Source organism: Natronorubrum marinum (genome assembly GCF_052040125.1).
Lineage (GTDB): Archaea > Halobacteriota > Halobacteria > Halobacteriales > Natrialbaceae > Natronorubrum.
Genome location: NZ_JBPPFV010000001.1, coordinates 1,017,243 through 1,036,960 on the forward strand (window position 1 = coordinate 1,017,243; position 19,718 = coordinate 1,036,960).

General features: G+C 64.4%; 16 protein-coding genes and 1 tRNA gene. 9 read left to right on the forward strand and 8 right to left on the reverse strand.

Annotated features, from left to right (window positions below; translation table 11 throughout):
* Positions 1-18: 18 nt before the first annotated feature.
* On the reverse strand, positions 19-1,041 hold the full coding sequence (locus ACSFC5_RS05120) for an amidohydrolase family protein (protein ID WP_440764168.1): 1,023 nt from the start codon (positions 1,039-1,041) through the stop codon (positions 19-21).
* A gap of 145 nt (positions 1,042-1,186) precedes the next feature.
* On the opposite strand from ACSFC5_RS05120, the gene ACSFC5_RS05125 reads away from it, so the two are divergent.
* Positions 1,187-1,648 carry an SRPBCC family protein gene (locus tag ACSFC5_RS05125; protein WP_440764169.1) on the forward strand — a complete coding sequence of 154 codons (462 nt, stop codon included), beginning with the start codon at positions 1,187-1,189 and terminating at the stop codon, positions 1,646-1,648.
* 3 nt (positions 1,649-1,651) lie between these two features.
* On the opposite strand, the gene ACSFC5_RS05130 is transcribed toward ACSFC5_RS05125, so the two are convergent.
* Positions 1,652-2,305, reverse strand: coding sequence for an HAD family hydrolase (locus ACSFC5_RS05130; protein ID WP_440764170.1), 654 nt, complete (start codon positions 2,303-2,305; stop codon positions 1,652-1,654).
* A gap of 498 nt (positions 2,306-2,803) precedes the next feature.
* On the opposite strand from ACSFC5_RS05130, the gene ACSFC5_RS05135 reads away from it, so the two are divergent.
* Positions 2,804-3,412: a DUF6735 family protein gene (locus tag ACSFC5_RS05135; RefSeq protein WP_440764171.1), complete on the forward strand. Its 609-nt coding sequence runs from the start codon at positions 2,804-2,806 to the stop codon at positions 3,410-3,412.
* Here ACSFC5_RS05135 and ACSFC5_RS05140 read toward each other — a convergent pair whose 3' ends face one another.
* Positions 3,413-5,194, reverse strand: coding sequence for a MutS-related protein (locus tag ACSFC5_RS05140; RefSeq protein WP_440765023.1), 1,782 nt, complete (start codon positions 5,192-5,194; stop codon positions 3,413-3,415).
* A 379-nt stretch (positions 5,195-5,573) separates the two neighbouring features.
* Between ACSFC5_RS05140 and purF the strand changes: the two genes are divergently transcribed.
* Positions 5,574-7,046: an amidophosphoribosyltransferase gene (gene purF / locus ACSFC5_RS05145; protein WP_440765024.1), complete on the forward strand. Its 1,473-nt coding sequence runs from the start codon at positions 5,574-5,576 to the stop codon at positions 7,044-7,046.
* Positions 7,047-7,118: 72 nt separating this feature from the next.
* Positions 7,119-7,604 (forward strand): hypothetical protein, encoded by a 486-nt coding sequence (locus ACSFC5_RS05150; RefSeq protein WP_440764172.1) that lies wholly within the window; start codon positions 7,119-7,121, stop codon positions 7,602-7,604.
* A 145-nt stretch (positions 7,605-7,749) separates the two neighbouring features.
* Here the strand turns inward: ACSFC5_RS05150 and ACSFC5_RS05155 are convergent, their stop codons facing one another.
* Complete coding sequence (locus tag ACSFC5_RS05155) at positions 7,750-8,313, reverse strand: DUF420 domain-containing protein (RefSeq protein ID WP_440764173.1); 564 nt, start codon at positions 8,311-8,313, stop codon at positions 7,750-7,752.
* 163 nt (positions 8,314-8,476) lie between these two features.
* On the opposite strand from ACSFC5_RS05155, the gene ACSFC5_RS05160 reads away from it, so the two are divergent.
* Positions 8,477-10,036, forward strand: a complete 1,560-nt coding sequence (locus tag ACSFC5_RS05160) for an HVO_2922 family protein (RefSeq protein WP_440764174.1) — start codon at positions 8,477-8,479, stop codon at positions 10,034-10,036.
* Positions 10,037-10,425: 389 nt separating this feature from the next.
* Here ACSFC5_RS05160 and ACSFC5_RS05165 read toward each other — a convergent pair.
* Positions 10,426-10,510, reverse strand: a tRNA-Leu gene (locus ACSFC5_RS05165).
* A gap of 147 nt (positions 10,511-10,657) precedes the next feature.
* Here ACSFC5_RS05165 and ACSFC5_RS05170 point away from each other — a divergent pair.
* The 4 genes from ACSFC5_RS05170 (at position 10,658) to ACSFC5_RS05185 (ending at position 16,309) form a co-directional block, all read left to right on the forward strand.
* Positions 10,658-11,191 carry a helix-turn-helix domain-containing protein gene (locus tag ACSFC5_RS05170; protein WP_440764175.1) on the forward strand — a complete coding sequence of 178 codons (534 nt, stop codon included), beginning with the start codon at positions 10,658-10,660 and terminating at the stop codon, positions 11,189-11,191.
* A 163-nt stretch (positions 11,192-11,354) separates the two neighbouring features.
* Complete coding sequence (locus tag ACSFC5_RS05175) at positions 11,355-12,602, forward strand: alanyl-tRNA editing protein (RefSeq protein ID WP_440764176.1); 1,248 nt, start codon at positions 11,355-11,357, stop codon at positions 12,600-12,602.
* Positions 12,603-12,683: 81 nt separating this feature from the next.
* Complete coding sequence (locus ACSFC5_RS05180) at positions 12,684-13,916, forward strand: mandelate racemase/muconate lactonizing enzyme family protein (RefSeq protein ID WP_440764177.1); 1,233 nt, start codon at positions 12,684-12,686, stop codon at positions 13,914-13,916.
* A gap of 275 nt (positions 13,917-14,191) precedes the next feature.
* The gene (locus ACSFC5_RS05185) at positions 14,192-16,309 is read left to right on the forward strand and encodes an alpha-amylase family glycosyl hydrolase (protein ID WP_440764178.1); all 2,118 of its coding nucleotides are present in this window, start codon (positions 14,192-14,194) and stop codon (positions 16,307-16,309) included.
* A 104-nt stretch (positions 16,310-16,413) separates the two neighbouring features.
* Here ACSFC5_RS05185 and ACSFC5_RS05190 read toward each other — a convergent pair whose 3' ends face one another.
* The 3 genes from ACSFC5_RS05190 to ACSFC5_RS05200 are packed head-to-tail and all read right to left on the reverse strand — an operon-like array spanning position 16,414 to position 19,544.
* Positions 16,414-17,307 (reverse strand): sugar ABC transporter permease, encoded by an 894-nt coding sequence (locus ACSFC5_RS05190; protein ID WP_440764179.1) that lies wholly within the window; start codon positions 17,305-17,307, stop codon positions 16,414-16,416.
* 2 nt (positions 17,308-17,309) lie between these two features.
* On the reverse strand, positions 17,310-18,332 hold the full coding sequence (locus ACSFC5_RS05195; RefSeq protein WP_440764180.1) for a carbohydrate ABC transporter permease: 1,023 nt from the start codon (positions 18,330-18,332) through the stop codon (positions 17,310-17,312).
* A 9-nt stretch (positions 18,333-18,341) separates the two neighbouring features.
* Entirely contained in the window at positions 18,342-19,544 is a 1,203-nt protein-coding gene (locus tag ACSFC5_RS05200; RefSeq protein WP_440764181.1) for a substrate-binding domain-containing protein, read from the reverse strand.
* Positions 19,545-19,718 lie beyond the last annotated feature (174 nt).

Consider the following 19,718-nt stretch of genomic DNA (forward strand, 5'->3'; position numbering starts at 1 on the left):
TATCGCCGACGGACGCGTTCAGCCCTCGAAAACGACCTCGCGCATGTCGTCGACGCCGGCCCGACGAACCACGGCCCGGACGGGGTCGCGGGCACCCGAGAGGTTGTCCGAGTCGCCGTCGAGAACCAGCAGCCGCGCTTTCCGGCCGGGTTCGACCAGTCCGTACTCGAGATCCGCAATCTCCGCGCCGTTGATCGTCGCCATCCGGAGGATTTCGTCGGCCGAGAGTTCGGAGAGTTTGGCGAGGAACTCCATCTCCCGGAACATCGACGGCGAGTTGAGCATCACGTTGTCCGTCCCGAGCGCGAGCGTCGTTCGCTCGTTCAGTTCCGTATACGGCGAGAGCCCGACGTCCGTCACGAGATTCGATCGGGGACAGACCGCGATCGGCACCTCCTGGTCGGCGATTCGCTCGAGGTGATCCGGCTCGGGGTGAACGACGTGGACCAGAAAGTCGGGCTCGAGATCCAGCGCGGGGTGGATATCGCTCGCGTCCACTTCGCCCGCGTGGATGCCGAAGGGTTTGCCAGCCTCCCGCGTCGCCGCCCGTTCCTCGCCGAACTCGGCGTCGTTGGCTCCGCTGGCGCCGTAGCCGTCGCCCGCGTGCATCGCGTCGATCGAGCCACGGCCGAAGGTGACGGTGTCGATCTCGAGGCCCTCCACTGCGGCTTCGAGCTGTCGGACGCCCTCGACGTCGCCCTCGCGGAACTCGAGACAGGCTGCGGTGCCGGCTCGCTGCATGAATCGGAGGGATCGACGCATGGCGTCGACGAGTTCGTCGTTCGATGCCTGCCGAAGTAAGCGGTGTTTCAGCCCGTCCGGCGGCGCGACCAGTTCCTCGAGCGAGAGCCCGCGGCCGGCCTCCTTGGCGATCGAGTCGCCGATGTGCGTGTGAGCGTTGACGAACGCCGGACAGATGATAGCCGAACTATCGACGGACGTTTCCTCGATGGCCTCGATCCGACCGTCGTCGCCGATCACGACGCGTCCCGCCACCGGCTCGAAGTCGCGGCCTCGGAGGATCGTCCCCGTTCGTTCCATACCACTCTGTTCGCCTTCCGTGCCTTCAACGGTTCGGGGTTGGGTGATGATACTGATCTCGAGATAGTCCTGTTGCCTGACTCTTACGAACGTACCAGACAACGTCGGCAACACAGGCATATCGCTCGAGCACATCCGTGCTAGCATGAACCAAATCGAGGTGTTCGAAGAGATTGACGCCCCGCCGGAGGTCGTCTGGGACGTCCTCCTCGAGTTCGAGAGCTACCCCGAGTGGAACCCGTTCGTCCGGGCGATCGAGGGCGAACCGACCGAGGGTGAACGGCTCCGGGTGCAGATCGACCCGCCAAACTCCCGCGGGATGACGTTCAAGCCGGAGGTCGTCGCCGTCGAGGAGAACCGTCGGCTCGTCTGGCTCGGCCGACTGGTGGTTCCGTTCGCTTTCGACGGCTACCACGAGTTCCATTTGGAGCCGATCGATGCTGGTGAGCCGAGTGGAGCGAGGCGAACGCGACTGCTCCACCGCGAGACGTTCCGCGGCGCGCTCGTCCCGTTACTGTTAGACCAGGAGTCCCTCGAGGCCGGGTTCGCGGCGATGAACGCCGCGGTTAAGAAGCGGGCCGAGGCGCGGGTCGAGGCGACGGAGTGAGACTTACACCAGGTCCGGAATCGCGTCGAGTCCCTCGATCTCGTACGTCGGTGCTCGCTCGAGGTCGTACCCTACACGGTGCGATCGCCGGATAAACGCAACGTCGATACCCGCGGCTTCGGCCGCTTGCACGTCGACCCAACTGTCACCCACGTACAGCGCGTTCTCGATGCCGAGTTCCTCGAGCGCGAGCTCGAGATAGTACGGCGTCGGCTTCTTGCGATCGATCCCCTGGACGGTCGGCTCGCGGCCGTACCACTCGTCGAACCAGTCGAGGTCGTAGTGGTCGACGATGTTGCCGATCGTCTCGTGTTGGTTGTTGCTGACGATGGCGGTGGCCGCCTCGAGATCCGCGAGCGCGTCGATATCGTCGTAGAGACGCTTACGGCCGGCTTCGATCTCCTCGAGCTGGGCCTCGATCGCCGCGTACTCGCGGGCCGTCCAGAGCTCGTGAGGGTCGACCTCGTGTGCGCCAGCGATGTCCTGCAGCGAGTCGACGCTCGGTCTCATCAGGGTGCGAACGTGGTCGTCCGATGGGTCGGTCACGCCGACCTCCCCGAACGCGTCGTACATCGCGTCGACCAGTACCGCCCGATCCGTCGGTGTCGTCAGTACGCCGTCGTTGTCGAAGACGACCGCGTCGTATTCCGTGGCCATCGATTTCGTCCGCACGTAGGAGCCGGGAGGATTTCGGCGTTGCGCTCGCGGTTCCGTGACCGTGAACGCTCCGTCGGGGCGGGGAACTCGCCCGCCGATCACGGTGCATGTGCAACCTCGCCGCTCACTTGCCGCGGTTCGCTACTACCGTCACTGTGAGCATTCTCGAGCGGCTCAGCGAAACGCTGCCGATCGGTACTGGAGACGTCGGCTATCGGTGTCCGTCGTGTGGACACGTCTTCGACGCGGCGGACAAACGATGCCCGGAGTGCGGTGAAATCGGCGTTCGTGAACGAGGGAGTTTCGAACTCGAATCGAAGTAGCACCCGTCGCTCGGAGTCCGCGTTCGAGCGCGCCATCGGTTTTCGGGTATCGTCGGTGATCGGTCCGCAGGTTCAAGTACGGACGGGCGGCCAGCATCGGCGATGGACTCCCCGAACACCGTCTCCCGCTCGAGGAACGCACACGGTCAGCCACGCTCTCCGCCCCGGGTGAACGATGGGCCATAGGGCGCTCGTCGCCTACCGGCGGCCAGATCGCCGCTACGATGTCCGTTACAGCCACTGGGGCGGCGACGGCGTCTCCCTCGGCGAGCGGATCACCGCCGACTCTCCGCTCGCAGACGGCGCGGTCGACCCCGACCTGCTGGCGAACGCGGTCGACCGCGAACGGGTTCTTACGGCCCATCTCGACCCCTGTGTTTACGAGGTGCTGTACCTCGTCTCCCCGGGGGCTGACTACCGTGTCTCGGCCTATCGCGTCTGCTGGCTCGAGTGGGGCGACGGCCGCGAGGACGGTCGCGGTGCGATCGTCGCCGTCGCGGACGACACCGCCGACCGGCGGGTCCGGACGTGGTTTCGCGCGACAAAAACGACGCTCGCCGACGTGATCGAGATGGGGGCGCTCTCGCGTCGCGCGGCCCAGGCCTACCTCGAGGCGCGCGTCTGCGAGGACGAGGACGGCACGGTCTACACGTACGGGACGTCGGAGTTGGACGACTCGTCGTACGCGCCGACGCCGGACCGGTGGCTCGCGGACGAGCGGGTTCGAAAAAACCGAGGCAACCGAGATCACCGTGAAAACGACGACGCGGGCGACGGCACCTGATCAGTCGATCTCGCTCCAGCGGGCGTCGGCCAGCGTTCGCTGCACGATGTCGTTGCCGACGGCCTCCGCCAGCGTCTCGAAGCCGGCCCGCTCGCTTCGACTGTCCGCGTTGGCGACGAGCCTCGAGACGATGAACTCCGGCGTCGACCGACCCACGGTGTCGAACCGCGGCTGGTAGTCTACCAGTAACTCGAGGTCGGGATTCAGCCCCTCCGCAAAGATGCCGTCGACCCGCGCCGCCGCCGGGAGCGGTTCCAGGTCGTCCGCGAGGTGAGTGACGAACACTCCCAGCGCCTCCCGATCGACGGCCAGCGTGACGAGTCCGTGCAACAGGTCCGCCGCGCTCCCCGGTTCGGTGATCGCCTCGAACTCGTCGACCAGCATCAGGGTGCGCCCGCCGGTCGACAGCGGCGGCACGATCGAGCGCAGCGTCGACTCGAGGACGCCCGCGTTGAAACTCGCGTGGCGGCGGTGGAAGACCAGCGAGTCGACGGGGGTCACTTCCGCGCGCTCGGCGGGGACGGGAAGCCCCATCATCGCCAGCAGGACGACCTGACACAGCGTCTCGAGTAGCGTCGTCTTCCCGCCGCTGTTCGCCCCGGTGAGGACGGAGACGCGTTGGTCGCCGGGAACCGCATTCACGCCGGCCGGGACCGCCGTCACGTCGTGCTCGCCGAGCGCGTAGGTAACCGGCTGGACCCCGTCTTCGTCGGTGGTCGCGAGCGTGAGGTTCCGCGCGTTGACTACGGAGACGGCGGCGTCCCGCCCGGTAACGAATTCGGGGCGCGTACAGTCGTACGCCAGCGCGAACCGCGCCAGCGAGAGGTGCAAGGCGATGTCGTCGACCGCGCCGACGGCCCGGTCGACGGCCCCCCGATTCTCCTCGAGGGTGTCCTCGAGGTCGCTCGCGACGGTCGTCTCGCGCTCGTCGATCGCTTCGGTGAGATCGCTCCGGAGCGTTCGCAGGGTAGCCCCGACGAAGTCCGTCGGGTCGGCCGCGTCGTCGGGCATCGCCTCGCGAACCCGATCGATCGTGACCTCGGTCTCGGTCAGAAGCCGATCCTCGAACGAGTCGCGAAACCCGACGACGTCGCGGACGCCGCCGTCGCGCAACTCCTCGATCAACTCGAGGGCGTTGGCGTCCAGATCCTCGACCGTCCCCAGCGCCGCCCGCAGGCGGTCGAGTTCATCGTCCGCACCTTCGCTGACCCGTCCACGGTCGCCGTCGAGCGCCGCAAGCGCGTCGCTCGCGGCCCTGAGCCGGTCCCGTTCGAGGTCGGCGATCGTCGCGAACGGCCCCGAGTCGACGCCGGCCGCGAGCAGGGCGAGTGCCGTTTCCACGGCGGCGTGTTCGCTCCCTTCCCGGTCGTCGTAGCGCTCGTAGGCCTCGAGGACGGCCTCCTGATCCTCGGCGCCGAGTGCGGCCCAGGCGTCGCGGGCCGCGAGCACGTCATCGAGTCTCGACTCCATCGCCTCGCGGTCGGTCAGCGGCGTGAGCACCCGAATTCGGTCGGCAGCCCGCTGGGTGACGGCGTGTTCGACCGCCAGATCGAGCAGTTCCTTGTACGCCGAGCGCGCGTCGCTCGTCGCCAGCACGTCGATTCCGTCGCCGCCCGTCGCCCGTCGCAGGATGCGCGTCGCCCGGCCGCGGGCGAGTCCGGCGTCCGCAAGCGCGCGCACGTCACCGCTCTCGATGGCCTGCACCGCGCGTTCGTTCCCCAACTCCTCGACTAACGTCGCCCGCGTCTTCGGCCCGACGCCCCAGTACTCCTCGAGTCGCATGTGTTCTGGACTCGAGCCAACCGTCTTGAACACTGTGTCATCGCCTCGCGAGGAGTCGTCGTTCGTCGTCGCGGCTCGCCCACCGACCGCACGTTCGGGCGAATGATTCGTGTTCGTTCATCCAGCGTGTTCACGTCCATGCTCGACTATTCTCGACGAGTAACGGTTCACCGGACGTAACGCCCCGATCAGCCGTGCCACTCGGCTCACGTCGAGCTACGGACGCTCTCGGCCGACTTTCAGAAAAATGTGCACGATAATGTATATTAGGGCACATTGATCGCCGCGGGTGGGGCACAAACACGGGGATTTTTATCTACTCGGGCGCCTACTCACTTCCATGACTGATGGGCGGGGCGAGACTCCCCGGCGAACAGGAATGACCGAGAAGTGTGGCGTCGTCGGCGTCTCACTGAGCGGTCGAGACGCGGCACGACCGTTGTACTATGCACTCTACGCACTCCAGCATCGCGGCCAGGAGTCCGCGGGGATCGTTACGCACGACGGCTTTCAACAGCACAGCCACGTCGAGATGGGACTCGTGGGCGACGTCTTCGATGAGGACGACCTCGACGTGCTCAACGGCGCGGCAGGGATCGGCCACGTCCGGTATCCGACGGCCGGCTCCGTCGACTCCTGCTGTGCCCAGCCCTTTTCCGTCTCGTTCAAAAGCGGATCGCTCGGCCTGAGCCACAACGGGAACCTCGTCAACGCCGACGAAATCCGGGACGAACTCGCCGCCACGGGCCACGCCTTCACCAGCGACGGCGACACCGAGGTCATCGCCCACGACCTCGCGCGCAACCTGCTCGAGGAGGACCTCGTGCGCGCCGTCAAGCACACGATGCAGCGCATCCACGGCTCCTACTCGCTGACGATCAGCCACGACGATACGATCCTCGGCGTGCGCGACCCGCAGGGCAATCGACCGCTCTGTATCGGCGAACTCGAGGACGGCTACATCCTCGCCTCCGAATCGGCGGCGATCGACACGTTGGATGGCGAACTCGTCCGGGACGTTCGTCCGGGCGAACTCGTCGTCCTGCAGAAAGACGGCGAAGGGTTCGACTCCTACCAGCTGATCGAGAAGGAGAACACGGCCCACTGCTTCTTCGAACACGTCTACTTCGCGCGGCCGGACAGCGTCATCGACGAGACGCTGGTCTACGAGGCGCGTCGGAACCTCGGCCGCAAGCTATGGGAGGAAAGCGGTGTCGAGAGCGACGTCGTCATGCCGGTGCCCGACTCCGGCCGCGCGTTCGCGGCTGGCTACGCCGACGCCGCGACCGAAACCGCGCCCGACGGCGAACCCCGCGACGAGGACGACGACGGCGTCGAGTTCGCCGAGGGGCTGATGAAGAACCGGTACGTCGGCCGGACGTTCATCATGCCGACCCAGGACGAGCGCGAGCGGGCGGTACGGCTCAAGCTCAATCCGATTAAATCGACCATCGAGGGCAAAACCGTCACGGTCATCGACGACAGCATCGTCCGCGGAACCACCTCGACGCAGCTCGTCCAGCTCCTCAAGGACTGCGGGGCCGAGGCGGTCCACGTCCGAATTGGCGCGCCGAAGATCGTTGCCCCGTGTTACATGGGGATCAACATGGCCACCCGCGAGGAGCTGATCGCCTCGGACAAAACGACCGAGGAGATTCGCGACACGATCAACGCCGACAGTCTCGCGTACCTCTCGACCGACGCGGTCGCCGAAGTCCTCGGCAAAGAGCGACTCGACCTCTGTCTCGGCTGCGTGACGGGGGAGTATCCCTACGATATCGACGGCGAGGAGACCGACCGAGACGTCACTCGTCCGGAACTCGGCGGGCGAGCGCTGCACGCTGACGACTGAGGCCGACGACGACGTTTGTCTCGACCCGTTTCTGTCGGTACGTTTATTCACACCTAATCCATACGCTCGACAATGGCAGCGCCGTCGTTCGTCCCCTCGCTCCTTTCCAGCGTGCCGTCGCGCGAGTGGTGGTACCGGAGCCACAAAGACGGACGGTCTCCCGTGGGAATCTACCTCCTCGCGTTCTGCTTCGGCGCCAACGCGGGCACTGGGTTCTTCCTCTTCCTCGAGGCACTCCCGTCGGTGTACGCCGAGTTCTCCGCGTGGCAACTCGGGAGGGTTGGCCTTCTCTTGGGAACGTTCCTCCTCTTTCTCGAGACCTTCCGGGGCGTGTTGAATCACCAACCGATCGGGTTTGCGGGCGGGATCACCATCTGTCTGTTCCTGGCCGGTTTCGGCGCCTACTGGTTGTTAAGCGGTGAGACAGCGTCCGGTCGCGTAGCCGTCCTCCTCGCTGGCATCGCGGTCAGCTACTTCTTGCACCGACGCGATCTGTTCTTCCCGCCCAAGGCGGACTGCAACCCGGGTGACGCGGAGGAAACGTCGCGCAACGACTGACGAATCGACAGCGGCGCACGAATCCAACTCGATCGCGGTCCTCCCTCCGCTCGAGACCGTTGATATCGGCCACTCGAGCCGCTAATACCGTCGAACGGTGGATTGGCGCTTATCGGCCGACGATCGAGCGCCGTTGATGTCTGGGTCAGTACGTCACGTGTAACAGGACGTAAACGACGATTCCCAGCGAGAACGAGATCAGCCACAGGCTCGCCGCGACTCGGCCGAAACGGGCATGATTGGTCTGGTACAACTCCTCGATGGGATGGGCGAACGCGAGCAACAGGGCGTAGTAGACCAGCGGCACGCAAACGACCGCGAGGAGGATGTGGATCGCGAGGATCGGCAGGTAGACGAACTGGTACACCGAATCGGGTCCGGGAAACGGCTGCGGGCCGCCGGTCGCGACCAGCCGATAGAGGTAGAGCGTGAGGAAGGCCGCGAACAGGGCAAACGACGCGAGCATCGCGACGCGGTGTCTGTCGACGTTGCCGCGACGGATGGCCCGCCAGCCGAACGTGATCGTTCCGATTGCCGTCGCGCTGATCGCCATGTTGACGTGAGGTATCGCGTCGAGCACCCACTCGGGGGCGGTCGGTACCGTCGAGGACGGGACCTGGCCGCTCGCTGCGGCGAAGACGACTGCGAGCGAGACGACGCTCAAAACTGCCGTGAGGGAGGTGACGCGTTCTCGAGGGACGTACTCCATAGATACTCGTTTGACCGTGGCACGAAAGTGATTACTGTCCCAGTCGGACCCCCGACCGTACAGAGCTCTCTGACGCAAAGTGAGTCGAAATTGAACTCAACTCAAACCGAACTTTCACACGACCCATACATATATTAGATTGTGAAAGAATAGTTGCGTACCTATGAACGAATCGAGATCGTCGGGAGCGTTATCGAATCTATACGAACAGCGGATCGGAACGCCCAGAACCAGCGACGAAGTCAACGGCTATTGGCTCTTCGTCGCTGGCGTACTGACTGGTGTTATCGGCATGGTCCTGTTCTTCCTGACCGAGGCAGCAACAGTTCCACGCGGAATGGCCTACGCGTTCGCAGCGCTGGCACTCCCGTTTATGATCCTCGGGGCGGTTATTAGGTTCCCGCTTCGACGCGCCGGAACGTCGCTCGGATACCTCGGCGCATTTCTCAGTTTCACTGCAGTCGTCTGGTTCGTTTCGATCTTCCCCGACCAGTGGTCGACTATTTCGGGACAGAGCGGGATTATTACGCTCTACAGCCTCGGTATCGGCATCACCGCACTCGCAGGCACAGCGGTCCCGTTGCTAACCGATCCCATCTACGAAGCGCACGCGACCCAGCAGGCCGAAAACGAACAGATGCGCGAGGAAGCGACCGATCGAGACGCAGACCTCGCGGAGAGCCGCGAGCGCGCCGTCCAACTCGAGGATCAGGTCAAAACGCTTCAGGCCGAGATCGATACGGCTCGGCAGAGCGCCGGCCGGTTCGAAGTCTTTCAGGATAAACGCAGCGAGTACCGCTGGCGATTGCGCCACCGCAACGGCAACGTGATCGCGTCCTCCGGGGAGGGGTACACCCGACTCCACAACGCCCAGAAGGGAATGCAGAGCGTCCGGCGCAACGCACTCGGTGCCGGCGTCCTCCGAATCGAGCCCGAACCGGACGCGGACGAAACACCCGAACCGGCGGACGCGGCCGAGCCCGTCGTGGCGCTGCCGACCGAAGCCGAGACGATCGAGAGTCGGGCGGCGTTCGAACTCTACGAGGACAACGGTGGAGAGTACCGCTGGCGGCTCCGGCACGACAACGGGAATATCATCGCGGATTCCAGCGAAGGCTACGCATCCAAGAGCGGCGCTCGAAAGGCTCTCGACGGGATCCGTGAGTACGTCATCCCGGCAGATTATCTCTGGTTCGATCCGACCGGATTCGAAGTGTACTCCGACGCCGCAAGTGAGTGGCGCTGGCGGCTCGTCCACCGCAACGGAAACATCCTTGCGGACAGTGGCGAGGGCTACACGCGACGTCACGACGCGAGCCGCGCGGTCACCCGATTGCGCGACCGAATCGACGACCTTGAGTTCGAAATCGACGAAGACGCCGGCAACGAGTGGCGGTGGCGGCTTCGCAGCGCGAACGGAGAGATAGTCGCCGACAGCGGCGAAGGATACGACTCTCGAGGGAACGCCGAAGACGCCGTCGAGCGCGTCCAGAACTATGCGCCGGATGCCGACACCTTGGATATCGGCCAGGCGGCCTTCGAGCTCTACGAAGACGCCGGCAACGAGTGGCGATGGCGACTCCGCCACCGCAACGGCAACATTCTTTCCGATTCCAGCGAGGGATACGCATCCAAGAGCGGCGCTCGAGACGGTATCGAGAGTGTCAAGCGCAACGCACCGACGGCCGAAGCGACCGAACTCGAGACGAAAGCGCAGCAGTAAGTCGTTGCTGTCGGTTTTCTACAGTAGCCATTGAAACTCAATGCACACCTGATCGCACGACCGCTGTGCGATCAGCGTGTAAACCGTTTCAGTTGTTGTGGTATTTTCGACGCTTGGCTGCGATTACGCTCGACGAATCAACACGGCGTACAGAACCGCGGTCCGATTCGAACGTTACGACCGGAAACTAATCGCTTACCGGCGGATCCCGACGGAGCACCCTCCGTCTAACAAGCGCCATCGCTCTCGATAAATCGGGTTGGTATGAGACCGCGCGTATCGTCGGGGCCTGTCGCTGTTCAGTGTAGTTTCGTCAGAAGTTATGCGTGGGTGATGTCCTCGGAGGAGATCACCTGCATCGTGTTGGTGGAGCTCATCCACCCATGCGATGCGTGGGACCGGATTTGAACCGGCGGACCCCTACGGGACAGCGCCCTCAACGCTGCGCCGTTGGCCTGGCTTGGCTACCCACGCTCGCGGTGTCTTTGTCTTTCTGCACTCAATCGTATCCAGTGTGATTATAAAAGCCCTTTCCTTTGTAGGCGCGCCTGCGGCGAGGTCACACGGGACTGACCCGTATCGAGGCGGTGATTTGAAATGCGACAGTTGCCAAAGGATACCATGGCTAAGTATTCGACCGGGTCCTCGTCCGGAGGCGGCGGGACGAACTGCGAACTCTGCGGGGCCGAGAGCAACAGGCTCCGGCTCGCGACCGTCGCCGGGGCCGAACTCGAGGTCTGTCCCGACTGCGCACCGCACGATGACAACCAGCAGAAATCGAGCTCGCGGAACCAGCAACGCAGTTCTCAGGACAGCGGCGCAAGCACTTCGAGCGACGGCCCCAGCCGCAAGCAAAAGGCGGCCCAGAACGTCGCCAAGGCGAACCCGGTCTGGGACGGCGACTCCGAGCACTGGGAGAAAGAGGGGACGAACTACGACGACGACCCGCTTCCCTATCTCGTCACGAACTACGGCGAGGAACTGGTCGAAGCGCGTCAGGAGGCGGGACTCCAGCGCGACGAACTCGCGGACGAACTCGGCGCGCCCGAGAAGGACCTGCTCGCCGTCGAACAGGGGCGAGCGACGCAGGCCGGTGTCGGCGGCGGACTGATCGAAGCGCTCGAGGAGCGCCTGGACGTGACGCTCGCGGAGTGACGACGCAACTGTAGGTGACACGATTGCGCGTGACGAGAACGACAGGGGATACCGACACGGCTGCGGGTAACGGCACGACCGGCAGCGCGTCCCGATCGAACGCGACGCAGGCGGGCGGTCCTCGGCAAGCAGACTTTTCATGGCGGACGACGGAGTTCACCCAATGACCGGGCAACGGGCGGCTCGAGAGCCGTACACGACGCGGTTCGAAACCGAGGTGACGTCCATCGACGGCTGTGACGTCTGGCTCGAGACGAGTTACTTCTACGGCGAGAGCGGCGGTCAGCCGGCCGACCGCGGGACGATCGGCGGCATCGAGGTCGCGGACGTTCGGTACGACGACGGCGAACACGTCCACGTCCTCGCCGAGGAGCCGTCGTTCCGGGTCGGAAACCGGGTACTGTGTTCGATCGACTGGTCGTTTCGCATGTACTGCATGCGCGCCCACACAGCCAGTCACGTGCTCTACGGCGCCGGCAGACGGCTCCTCGAGGACCTCGGCTACGGCGGCTTCGACATCAGCGAGGAGAAGGTTCGGGTCGACCTCGAGACGAGTACGGAAATCGACGACGAGACGCTGCTCGAACTGGACACGCTGGTCAATCGAGTGGTCTGGGAGTCTCGGCCGGTGACGTGGGACGATATTCCGGTCGCGGACGCGCGAGAGCGCGAGGCTATCGCGTTCAACGAGGCGACCGAGGAGGGCGCCTTCCAAATGGGACGCCTCCGAATCGTGACGATCGGGGGCGAGGACGACAACGGAACCACCAACGGACTCGTCCGCAGGGACGGCGGGTCGAGCGACCCGTGGGACGTCGCGGCCTGTGGCGGAACCCACGTCCGCAACACGCGGGAGGTCGGCCCCGTGACCGTTCTCGGCCGGTCGAACCCCGGTAAGGGGTTGACGCGAGTCGAACTCGCGGTCGGCCCACGCGCGATCGATCGCCGCGAAACGGAAAAGCGCGTCGCGCTCTCGTCACGACGGGCGCTCGGCGTCTCCCTCGAGGACGTCGGCGACGAACTCGCCCGATTGGACGACGAACGCGACGAGCTCGCCGCCGAAGTTCGATCGTTCCGCCGGGAACTCGTCGAAACGGACCTCGAGCAGGCGGAGTCGTTCGAGCGGGACGGACTCGAGTGGGTCGCGACGACGGTCGCGGACATCGACGTGAATGAGGCGGGTGAGATCGCGAGCGCCGCTGCGGGCGACGTCGCTGATGTCGTCGTGATCGCCGGAGATTCCGGGGCGGCCTACGCAGTCGTGGCCGCGGACGGATCGTGCTCCGCCGAGGCCGTGATCGACGATCTGACCGACGAGTTCGGCGGCGGTGGCGGCGGCTCGGCGGCGCTGGCGAAGGCGGGTGGGTTCGACGCGACGCCGGCGGAGGTCGTCGCGGGCCTGAGGGAGTAGCGAGCCACGCGACTGTTCGAAATCTCTCGAGGGTGAAAACGCCGCCCCGAGTTATTACTGACCCGCGAGCGACCAACTTCTATGGGAGTCGATTACTCACAGCTGCGCGATCCGAACGCCGAGTACACGATGCGCGATCTCTCGGCGGAGACGATGCAGGTCACTCGAGAGCGCGGGAACGGCCGCGACGTCGAGATCACGGACGTCCAGACGACGATGGTCGACGGCAACTTCCCGTGGACGCTCGTGCGGATCTACACGGATGCGGGAATCGTCGGCACGGGCGAAGCCTACTGGGGCGCGGGCGCGCCCGAATTAATCGAACGGATGACGCCCTTCCTGCAGGGCGAGAACCCGCTCGATATCGACCGACTCACCGAGCACCTCGTCCAGAAGATGTCCGGCGAGGGTTCGATCGGCGGCGTCACGATAACGGCGATCTCGGGCATCGAAGTTGCCCTCCACGATCTGGCTGGCAAGATCCTCGAGCTCCCCGCTTACCAGCTGCTGGGTGGCAAGTACCGCGACGAGGTGCGAGTCTACTGCGACTGTCACACTGAAGACGAGGCAGATCCAACAGCCTGTGCTGACGAGGCCGAGCGCGTCGTCGAGGAACTGGGCTACGACGCGCTGAAGTTCGACCTTGACGTGCCGTCGGGCCACGAGAAAGATCGCGCGAACCGCCACCTTCGGGAGCCGGAGATCGACCACAAGGTGAGCATCGTCGAGGCCGTTACCGAGGCCGTCGGCCACCGTGCCGACGTGGCCTTCGACTGTCACTGGACGTTCTCCGGCGGCAGTGCGAAGCGACTCGCGAAGGCGCTCGAGCCCTACGACGTCTGGTGGCTCGAGGATCCCGTGCCGCCGGAGAACCACGACGTCCAGCGCGAGATCACGCAGTCGACCACGACGCCGATCGCCGCCGGAGAAAACGTCTACCGCAAACACGGCCAGCGTCGCCTCATCGAGAATCAGGCGGTGGACATCATCGCGCCAGATATGCCGAAGGTCGGCGGGATGCGCGAGACGGCGAAAATCGCCGACAAGGCCGATACGTACTACATGCCGGTCGCGATGCACAACGTCTCCTCGCCGGTCGCGACCGTCGCGAGTGCTCACGTCGGGGCCGCCATTCCGAACTCGCTGGCGGTCGAGTACCACTCCTACGAACTCGGCTGGTGGGAGAACCTAGTCGAAGAGGACGTCATCGAGGACGGCTACATCGAGGTTCCCGAGGAACCCGGTCTCGGTGTCACGCTCGATATGGATGTCGTCGCGGAGCGGATGGTTGACGGTGAGGAGTTGTTCGATTGAGCGAAAGCGAAATCGAGCTCGGAAGACTCGCGGTGCTCGTCTTCCGTTGTTCGACGCGGCGTGAGCCGCGTCGGACTCGTGAATCTTTGATTCACGGTGTTTGACTGAGCGAAGCGAAGTCAAACTCGCTGAGCAATGTTAAAGGGCGTTCGGCGAAATAGCGAACGATCGGAGTCGGTTCACCTGATTCCTCGTAGCGAGGTTTGCCACGGAATTGCAGGAATGATGTATTAGTACACCATATATTTACTTCACTGGCCGTTGAGAGTCGAACCGTGAATTGGAACAGCGACCACGAGCACTGCGACCGACGAACTGCTACCGACGGCGGAACCCCCAACCACGAGACCGAGTTCGAGAGCGGGGACGGCTCGCACCACCCCGGACCGCCGCGGTTCGTCACCGTCGGGGACGGCATCGTGAATCCCAACGGTCGGGAGATGGAGACGCGCGACGACCTCGCGCCGTGGAACCCCGACGCCGACGGGGCCTACGAGTGGCACCTCGTTGATTCGCCGGAGGGAGCGACCGCCGAGCCGACCGACGAACCGGTCGCCGAGTTCGAACCGGACGTGCCGGGCGTCTACACGCTCGCCCTCGAGGCCCCCGACGGAACCCATCGGCTGTCAGTTCGTGCCTTCCCCGAGGCGGACGACGACGCGCCCCGGCCGCGGATCGAACTCGATGCGGTACTCGAGGACGATCGAATCGTCCTGTCGCCGACGGCGACCTGCGTTGGCGACGAGCCGTCCGTCGAGTTCTACGTCGACGACCGGGACGCGGACGTCCTCGAGCCGGACGGAACCATTCCGATCGACGCCGTGGACGAACCGGTCCGGATCTACGCCGTCGCCGTGGCCGAGCGCCACTCCGTCCCGGATGCGATCGAACTGGTCCCAGACGAAGAGACCGGGTCGGTCCGCGTCGAGCATCCCTTCGAACCGCCGGCGTGGGTCGCGGACTCGATCGTCTACGAGATCTTCACCCGCCGGTTTCCCGATCAGAACGAGCCGACGTTCGCGACCATCGCGGACCGACTCGACCACCTCGAGCGCCTCGGGGTCGACGTCCTCTGGCTGACGCCGTTTCTCGAGGCCGAGAGCGGGTTCGGAACCCCGATGGCGGCGGGTGGACCCCACGGCTACAACACGCGGGACTACTTCACCGTCGACGCGGATCTCGGGACGATGGCCGACTTCGAGGCGCTGGTTGACGCCTGCCACGAGCGCGGGATCAGGGTCGTATTCGACCTCGTGATCAACCACACCGCGGATACGCACCCGTTCTACGAGGCCGCAGTCGACGACTCCCATCCCGAGCACGAGCGCTACCGCGACTGGTACCGCTGGGAGGCGTTCGAGGCCCGCGATCCGGACACCTACTTCGGCTGGGACGGGATCCCGAACCTCGACTACGGAAACCCCGAGGTTCGGGAGTACCTGCTCTCCGTCGTCGACTTCTGGGCCGAACGGGTCGACGGTATCCGGGCCGACGTGGCGTGGGGCGTCCCGCTGACGTTCTGGACGGAGGTCCACGACCGCGTGACGAGCGCCGACGGCGAGTTCTTCCTGTTAGACGAGACGCTGCCCTCCGACGTCGAGATGGGCGGCGGCCGCTTCCACATGCACCACGACGACGTCCTTCACGACACGCTCGAGCGGTTGGGCGAGCGGTTCGGGTCCGCCGAGTCGACCGCGGCCGCCACTACTGGCGAGACGGACGTCGCCGACGCCGTCCCCGTAGACGACGAGGCCACGGACACACCTGACGACGACGAGGAAGACGCCGTCGCCGACGAGTTCGTAGATAGGGCCGCACACCTTGACACGTCGACCGCCGAGGCCGTTCTCGATGCGCTCGAGGATCGCGATCGGCGCGGCTCCCATCCGGACTCGGAGTGGTTGCTGTACGTCGAAAACCACGATACTGACCGGTATCTCTCCGAGTACGGTCGGGAGGCACAGCGCGCCGCGGCCGCTGCGACGTTCACCCTCCCCGGATCGCCGATGTGCTATTACGGCCAGGAGACCGGCGTCCGCGGTCGGCGCGAGCCGATGAACTGGGGTGCGTTCGACGAGTCCCTGCTCGCGTACTACGAACGGCTGTTCGAGAGTCGCCGCGAGGAGCCCGCGCTACAGACCGACGCGAGCCTCGAGCGAATCGCTTACGAGTCGGAAACGGACGCCATGGTGGCGTTCGCCCGGTTTGCGCCCGAAGGGGGCCGGCGAGTCGTCGTCGCGATTCACTTCGGCGAGGGATCCGCGACGGTGGCACTCGAGGAGTCGGTCAGTGAAACGGATCTGCTGACCGGCGAGTTGGTCGTCGATTCGACGACTGGCGACGTCGTCGTGGACAGCGTCGTCGTTCTCGAGAGCGAGTCGGTGGACGACTGAGACCGTCGACTGCGGACCTGTATCGACGGACGAACGATATCGTCTCGTCGTCACACTGGCGTCGAGAACGGCGAGAGAGGTGACGAGAATCGAATCGAGAGCGCTCAGCCTTCCATGCCGCCGAAGGAGAGGCCGCTCTCGACGTAGCTCTGGGCGAAGAAGTAGATGAGCGCGACCGGGAGCGCAAACAGGATCGCGAACGCCGCGAACTCCGTCCACGGCGTGGAGTGGCGGCTCCCGGTGGCCAGCCCGTAGAGTTCGATCGAGAGGGTCTCGTTCCCCGGCGAGAGCAGCGTCTGTGCGACGATGAACTCGTTCCAGCCCGCGAGGAACGCGAACACGAGGACGACGGCGAGCCCCGGTTTGGCGAGCGGGAGGATGATCTCGCGCATCACTTGCCACTGGCTCGCGCCGTCGACGATCGCCGCCTCCTCGTAGGAGACCGGGATGTTGTCCATGAACAGCTTCAACAGCCACGTGTTGAACGGGATCGCCCCGCCGGCGTAGAACAACCCGAGCACGAGGAGGTTGTTGTTGACCCCGAACTCGACGAACAGGGCGTAGAGCGCGACGAGAACCGCGATCGAAAGCCCCGCACCGACCTGTGTGAACAGGACGTAGCCGTAGAGGACGTTACTCTTGCCGATGAACTTCCGGCGCGAGAGCGCGTACGCGCCGGGCACGGCGAGCGTGATGGTCACGCTGACCGTGACGAAGACCACCACGAGGCTGTTCTGGAGCGCGCTCCAGAACCGATCGCCACCGAGGACGGTTCGATAGGCCTCGAGGTTGTACCCCGTTGGATCGGCGAACACGCCGTCGGACGTGAGCAGCGTACTCCCGCCCGAAAGGGAGGCGGTGACAACCCAGTAGACCGGGAACATCAACACGAGCAGTATCGAGACGGCGAACCCGGTTGCGAGCGCCGTCTTGGCGATATCCTCGGGTGTTCGACGGCCGGCTTTCAGATCGACGATCGCAGTGTAGAGTCCTTTCATCGTTATGCTGCACCCTCCGCGATGTTCGTTTTCTTCACCGCGAGGAGCATGAACATCCCGATGATGATGATCGCGATAGTCATGATCGACGAAGCCAGCGCGAACTGGTTCTCGATGATCGCCTCACGGTAGCCGTACACCAGAATGAGTTCGTTCTGGCGGGCCGGACCACCCTGATTCAACACCCACGGGATGAGGAAGTTCTGGAACGACGTCGCGGCCGTCAGGATCGACGCGAAGATGACGGGGCCCTTGATCGACGGGAACGTCACGTTGGCGAACCGATGGAAGAAGCCCGCACCGTCGACTTTCGCCGCGTCCTGGAGCTCTCCGGGGACGTCCTGGAGGGCACTCACGATAATGATGACCATGAACGGGTATGCGAGCCAGACTTCAGTCGTCACGTAGGCCCCAAAGGCGGTCCACCGACTCGAGAGGAACCCGACAGGAACGTCGGCCAGCAGGAACTGCGGCGCGTTGACCGTCGTAAAGAAGACGATCGTATCGACGACGCCCGCGACCGAAGTGACGGCGCCGTTGTACATCGATAGGAACTCGTTCATCGGTCCGAACCGCGCCCCGCTAAACATCGCCCGCCAGATACTGATCGTAAAGATCGGGGGGAATCCCATCGGAATGATGACGATCGCCCGCATGTAGCGTTTGCCCTTGACCCGCTCGTGGGTCAAGACCATAGCGAGACCGATGGCGAGAATTACCTTGAGTACGAGGCTCAGGGCCAGATAGAGCCAGGTGATGGACATCGAGTTCCAGAACTGCCAGTCGGTGAGCAGTCCGACGTAGTTGTCGAACCCGACGACCGACGTCTCGCCGCTGACCACCGAGCCGGCGGTCGTCGCGTCGGTCAGCGAGATGTAGATCAGCATCGCGATCGGGTAGATCATGAACATCGAGAACAGCAACAGCCCGGGGAGCACGAGGAGCCACCCGATGAGGTCTCTGGTCTCGAGGTTCAGATCGTCGACGAGCTCCGTTGTCGACCGTCCGGAGGGAAAGACACCCATTGTTCGTCGTCAGTCCCAGCTGTCGCGAATCTCGTCGGCTGCCGTTTCGAACGCGTCGGCCGCCGATTCGCTCCCGGAGAAGAGCTGATCGAGGGCGTCCTCCATCGGAGCCCAGACCGAGTCCATCTTCGCGTCGGCCGGCATCGGAACACCCATATCGACGGTCTCGCTGAACGCGCCGACCGTCTCACCGAGTTCGTCACTGCCAACGTGATCGTTGTGGACGGGGATCATGCCGTTGTCCGCGTTCGTCGTGATCACGTCGTCGCTGGTGGTGTACCACTCGGCGAACTCGATAACGGACTCGAGCGTTCCCTCGTCGGCTTCCTCGCCCTCGGTCGTGAAGTACCAGAGCGGAATGCCGGTCAACGGCGTCGGCTCGCCGCCGTCGGGAAGCGGCAGCGGAGCGACGCCCAGATCGAGGTCGGCGTACTCGCCGGTCATCCACGGGCCGTTGATCGTAAACGGCGCGTTGCCGTCGCCGAACGTCGCCTCGTGGGCTTCGTTGTCCGACGCGGCGGGCGTGTACGGATAGAGCGACTGTTCGATGAACTCCCCACCCTCGATCACGGCGTCCGAATCGACGCCTAGCTCGTCCGCTTCCTCGTCGAACAGCAGGCCGTCGAACGCCTGCAGGTACGCGCTCATGAAGTAGACGTCCGTCGGCGGATAGGCGAGACCGTACGTCCCCTCGCCGTCGGGGTCGTGGTAGTCCTCCATGATCTCCTCCATCTCCGAGATCGTTTCGGGCGGCTCCTCGACCATCTCCCGGTTGTACATCAGCGTCACGGTCTCTGCCGCGTACGGGAGTCCGTAGACGTTCCCCTCCCACTGGACCGCCTCGGCCGCCGCTTCCGAGTAGGTGTCCTCGAGATTCAGGTCGATGTCGTCAGTTGCATCGTACAGGTAGCCTTCGTCGTGATAGAGCCCGATCCAGTCGTGGGCCCAGGTGAAGCCGACGGGCCCCTCGCCAGCGGGGAGCGCCGTCTCCAGTTGCTCTTCCATCTCGTTGACGGAGTTCGAACCGAGGTCGTGTCCGGTCTCCTCGTTGAACTCGTTCAGGAAGTCGTCGAACTGCTCCGCCTCCGCGTCTTGGAACTCGTGCCAGAGTACCTCCGGATCGTCGCCAGTGAACAGTCCCCCGATACAGCCCGCGAGCGTCGACGCCGCGGCCGTGCCACCGATTCCCTTCAGGATTGATCTGCGGTTCATTGTCATGCCTCAATCGGTGATGTATTATGTATTCACATATTTAATAGTTGTGGGTGCGGAGTGTATCGGGCGTCCCGAATAACTATTTCTGAATTATTAATCATATATTCGCCAAATACCGTCCAGATCGCACTCTATCGCCCAAATTCACATACAATCGTAGTGCTTCGAACG

What these genes read in the sequence shown, in the direction of transcription:
- ACSFC5_RS05120 (WP_440764168.1), bottom strand. Translation starts at nt 1,041, where the DNA reads ATGGAACGAACGGGGACGATCCTCCGAGGCCGCGACTTCGAGCCGGTG.
- ACSFC5_RS05125 (WP_440764169.1), top strand. Translation starts at nt 1,187, where the DNA reads ATGAACCAAATCGAGGTGTTCGAAGAGATTGACGCCCCGCCGGAGGTC.
- ACSFC5_RS05130 (WP_440764170.1), bottom strand. Translation starts at nt 2,305, where the DNA reads ATGGCCACGGAATACGACGCGGTCGTCTTCGACAACGACGGCGTACTG.
- ACSFC5_RS05135 (WP_440764171.1), top strand. Translation starts at nt 2,804, where the DNA reads ATGGGCCATAGGGCGCTCGTCGCCTACCGGCGGCCAGATCGCCGCTAC.
- ACSFC5_RS05140 (WP_440765023.1), bottom strand. Translation starts at nt 5,194, where the DNA reads ATGCGACTCGAGGAGTACTGGGGCGTCGGGCCGAAGACGCGGGCGACG.
- purF (WP_440765024.1), top strand. Translation starts at nt 5,574, where the DNA reads ATGACCGAGAAGTGTGGCGTCGTCGGCGTCTCACTGAGCGGTCGAGAC.
- ACSFC5_RS05150 (WP_440764172.1), top strand. Translation starts at nt 7,119, where the DNA reads ATGGCAGCGCCGTCGTTCGTCCCCTCGCTCCTTTCCAGCGTGCCGTCG.
- ACSFC5_RS05155 (WP_440764173.1), bottom strand. Translation starts at nt 8,313, where the DNA reads ATGGAGTACGTCCCTCGAGAACGCGTCACCTCCCTCACGGCAGTTTTG.
- ACSFC5_RS05160 (WP_440764174.1), top strand. Translation starts at nt 8,477, where the DNA reads ATGAACGAATCGAGATCGTCGGGAGCGTTATCGAATCTATACGAACAG.
- ACSFC5_RS05170 (WP_440764175.1), top strand. Translation starts at nt 10,658, where the DNA reads ATGGCTAAGTATTCGACCGGGTCCTCGTCCGGAGGCGGCGGGACGAAC.
- ACSFC5_RS05175 (WP_440764176.1), top strand. Translation starts at nt 11,355, where the DNA reads ATGACCGGGCAACGGGCGGCTCGAGAGCCGTACACGACGCGGTTCGAA.
- ACSFC5_RS05180 (WP_440764177.1), top strand. Translation starts at nt 12,684, where the DNA reads ATGGGAGTCGATTACTCACAGCTGCGCGATCCGAACGCCGAGTACACG.
- ACSFC5_RS05190 (WP_440764179.1), bottom strand. Translation starts at nt 17,307, where the DNA reads ATGAAAGGACTCTACACTGCGATCGTCGATCTGAAAGCCGGCCGTCGA.
- ACSFC5_RS05195 (WP_440764180.1), bottom strand. Translation starts at nt 18,332, where the DNA reads ATGGGTGTCTTTCCCTCCGGACGGTCGACAACGGAGCTCGTCGACGAT.
- ACSFC5_RS05200 (WP_440764181.1), bottom strand. Translation starts at nt 19,544, where the DNA reads ATGAACCGCAGATCAATCCTGAAGGGAATCGGTGGCACGGCCGCGGCG.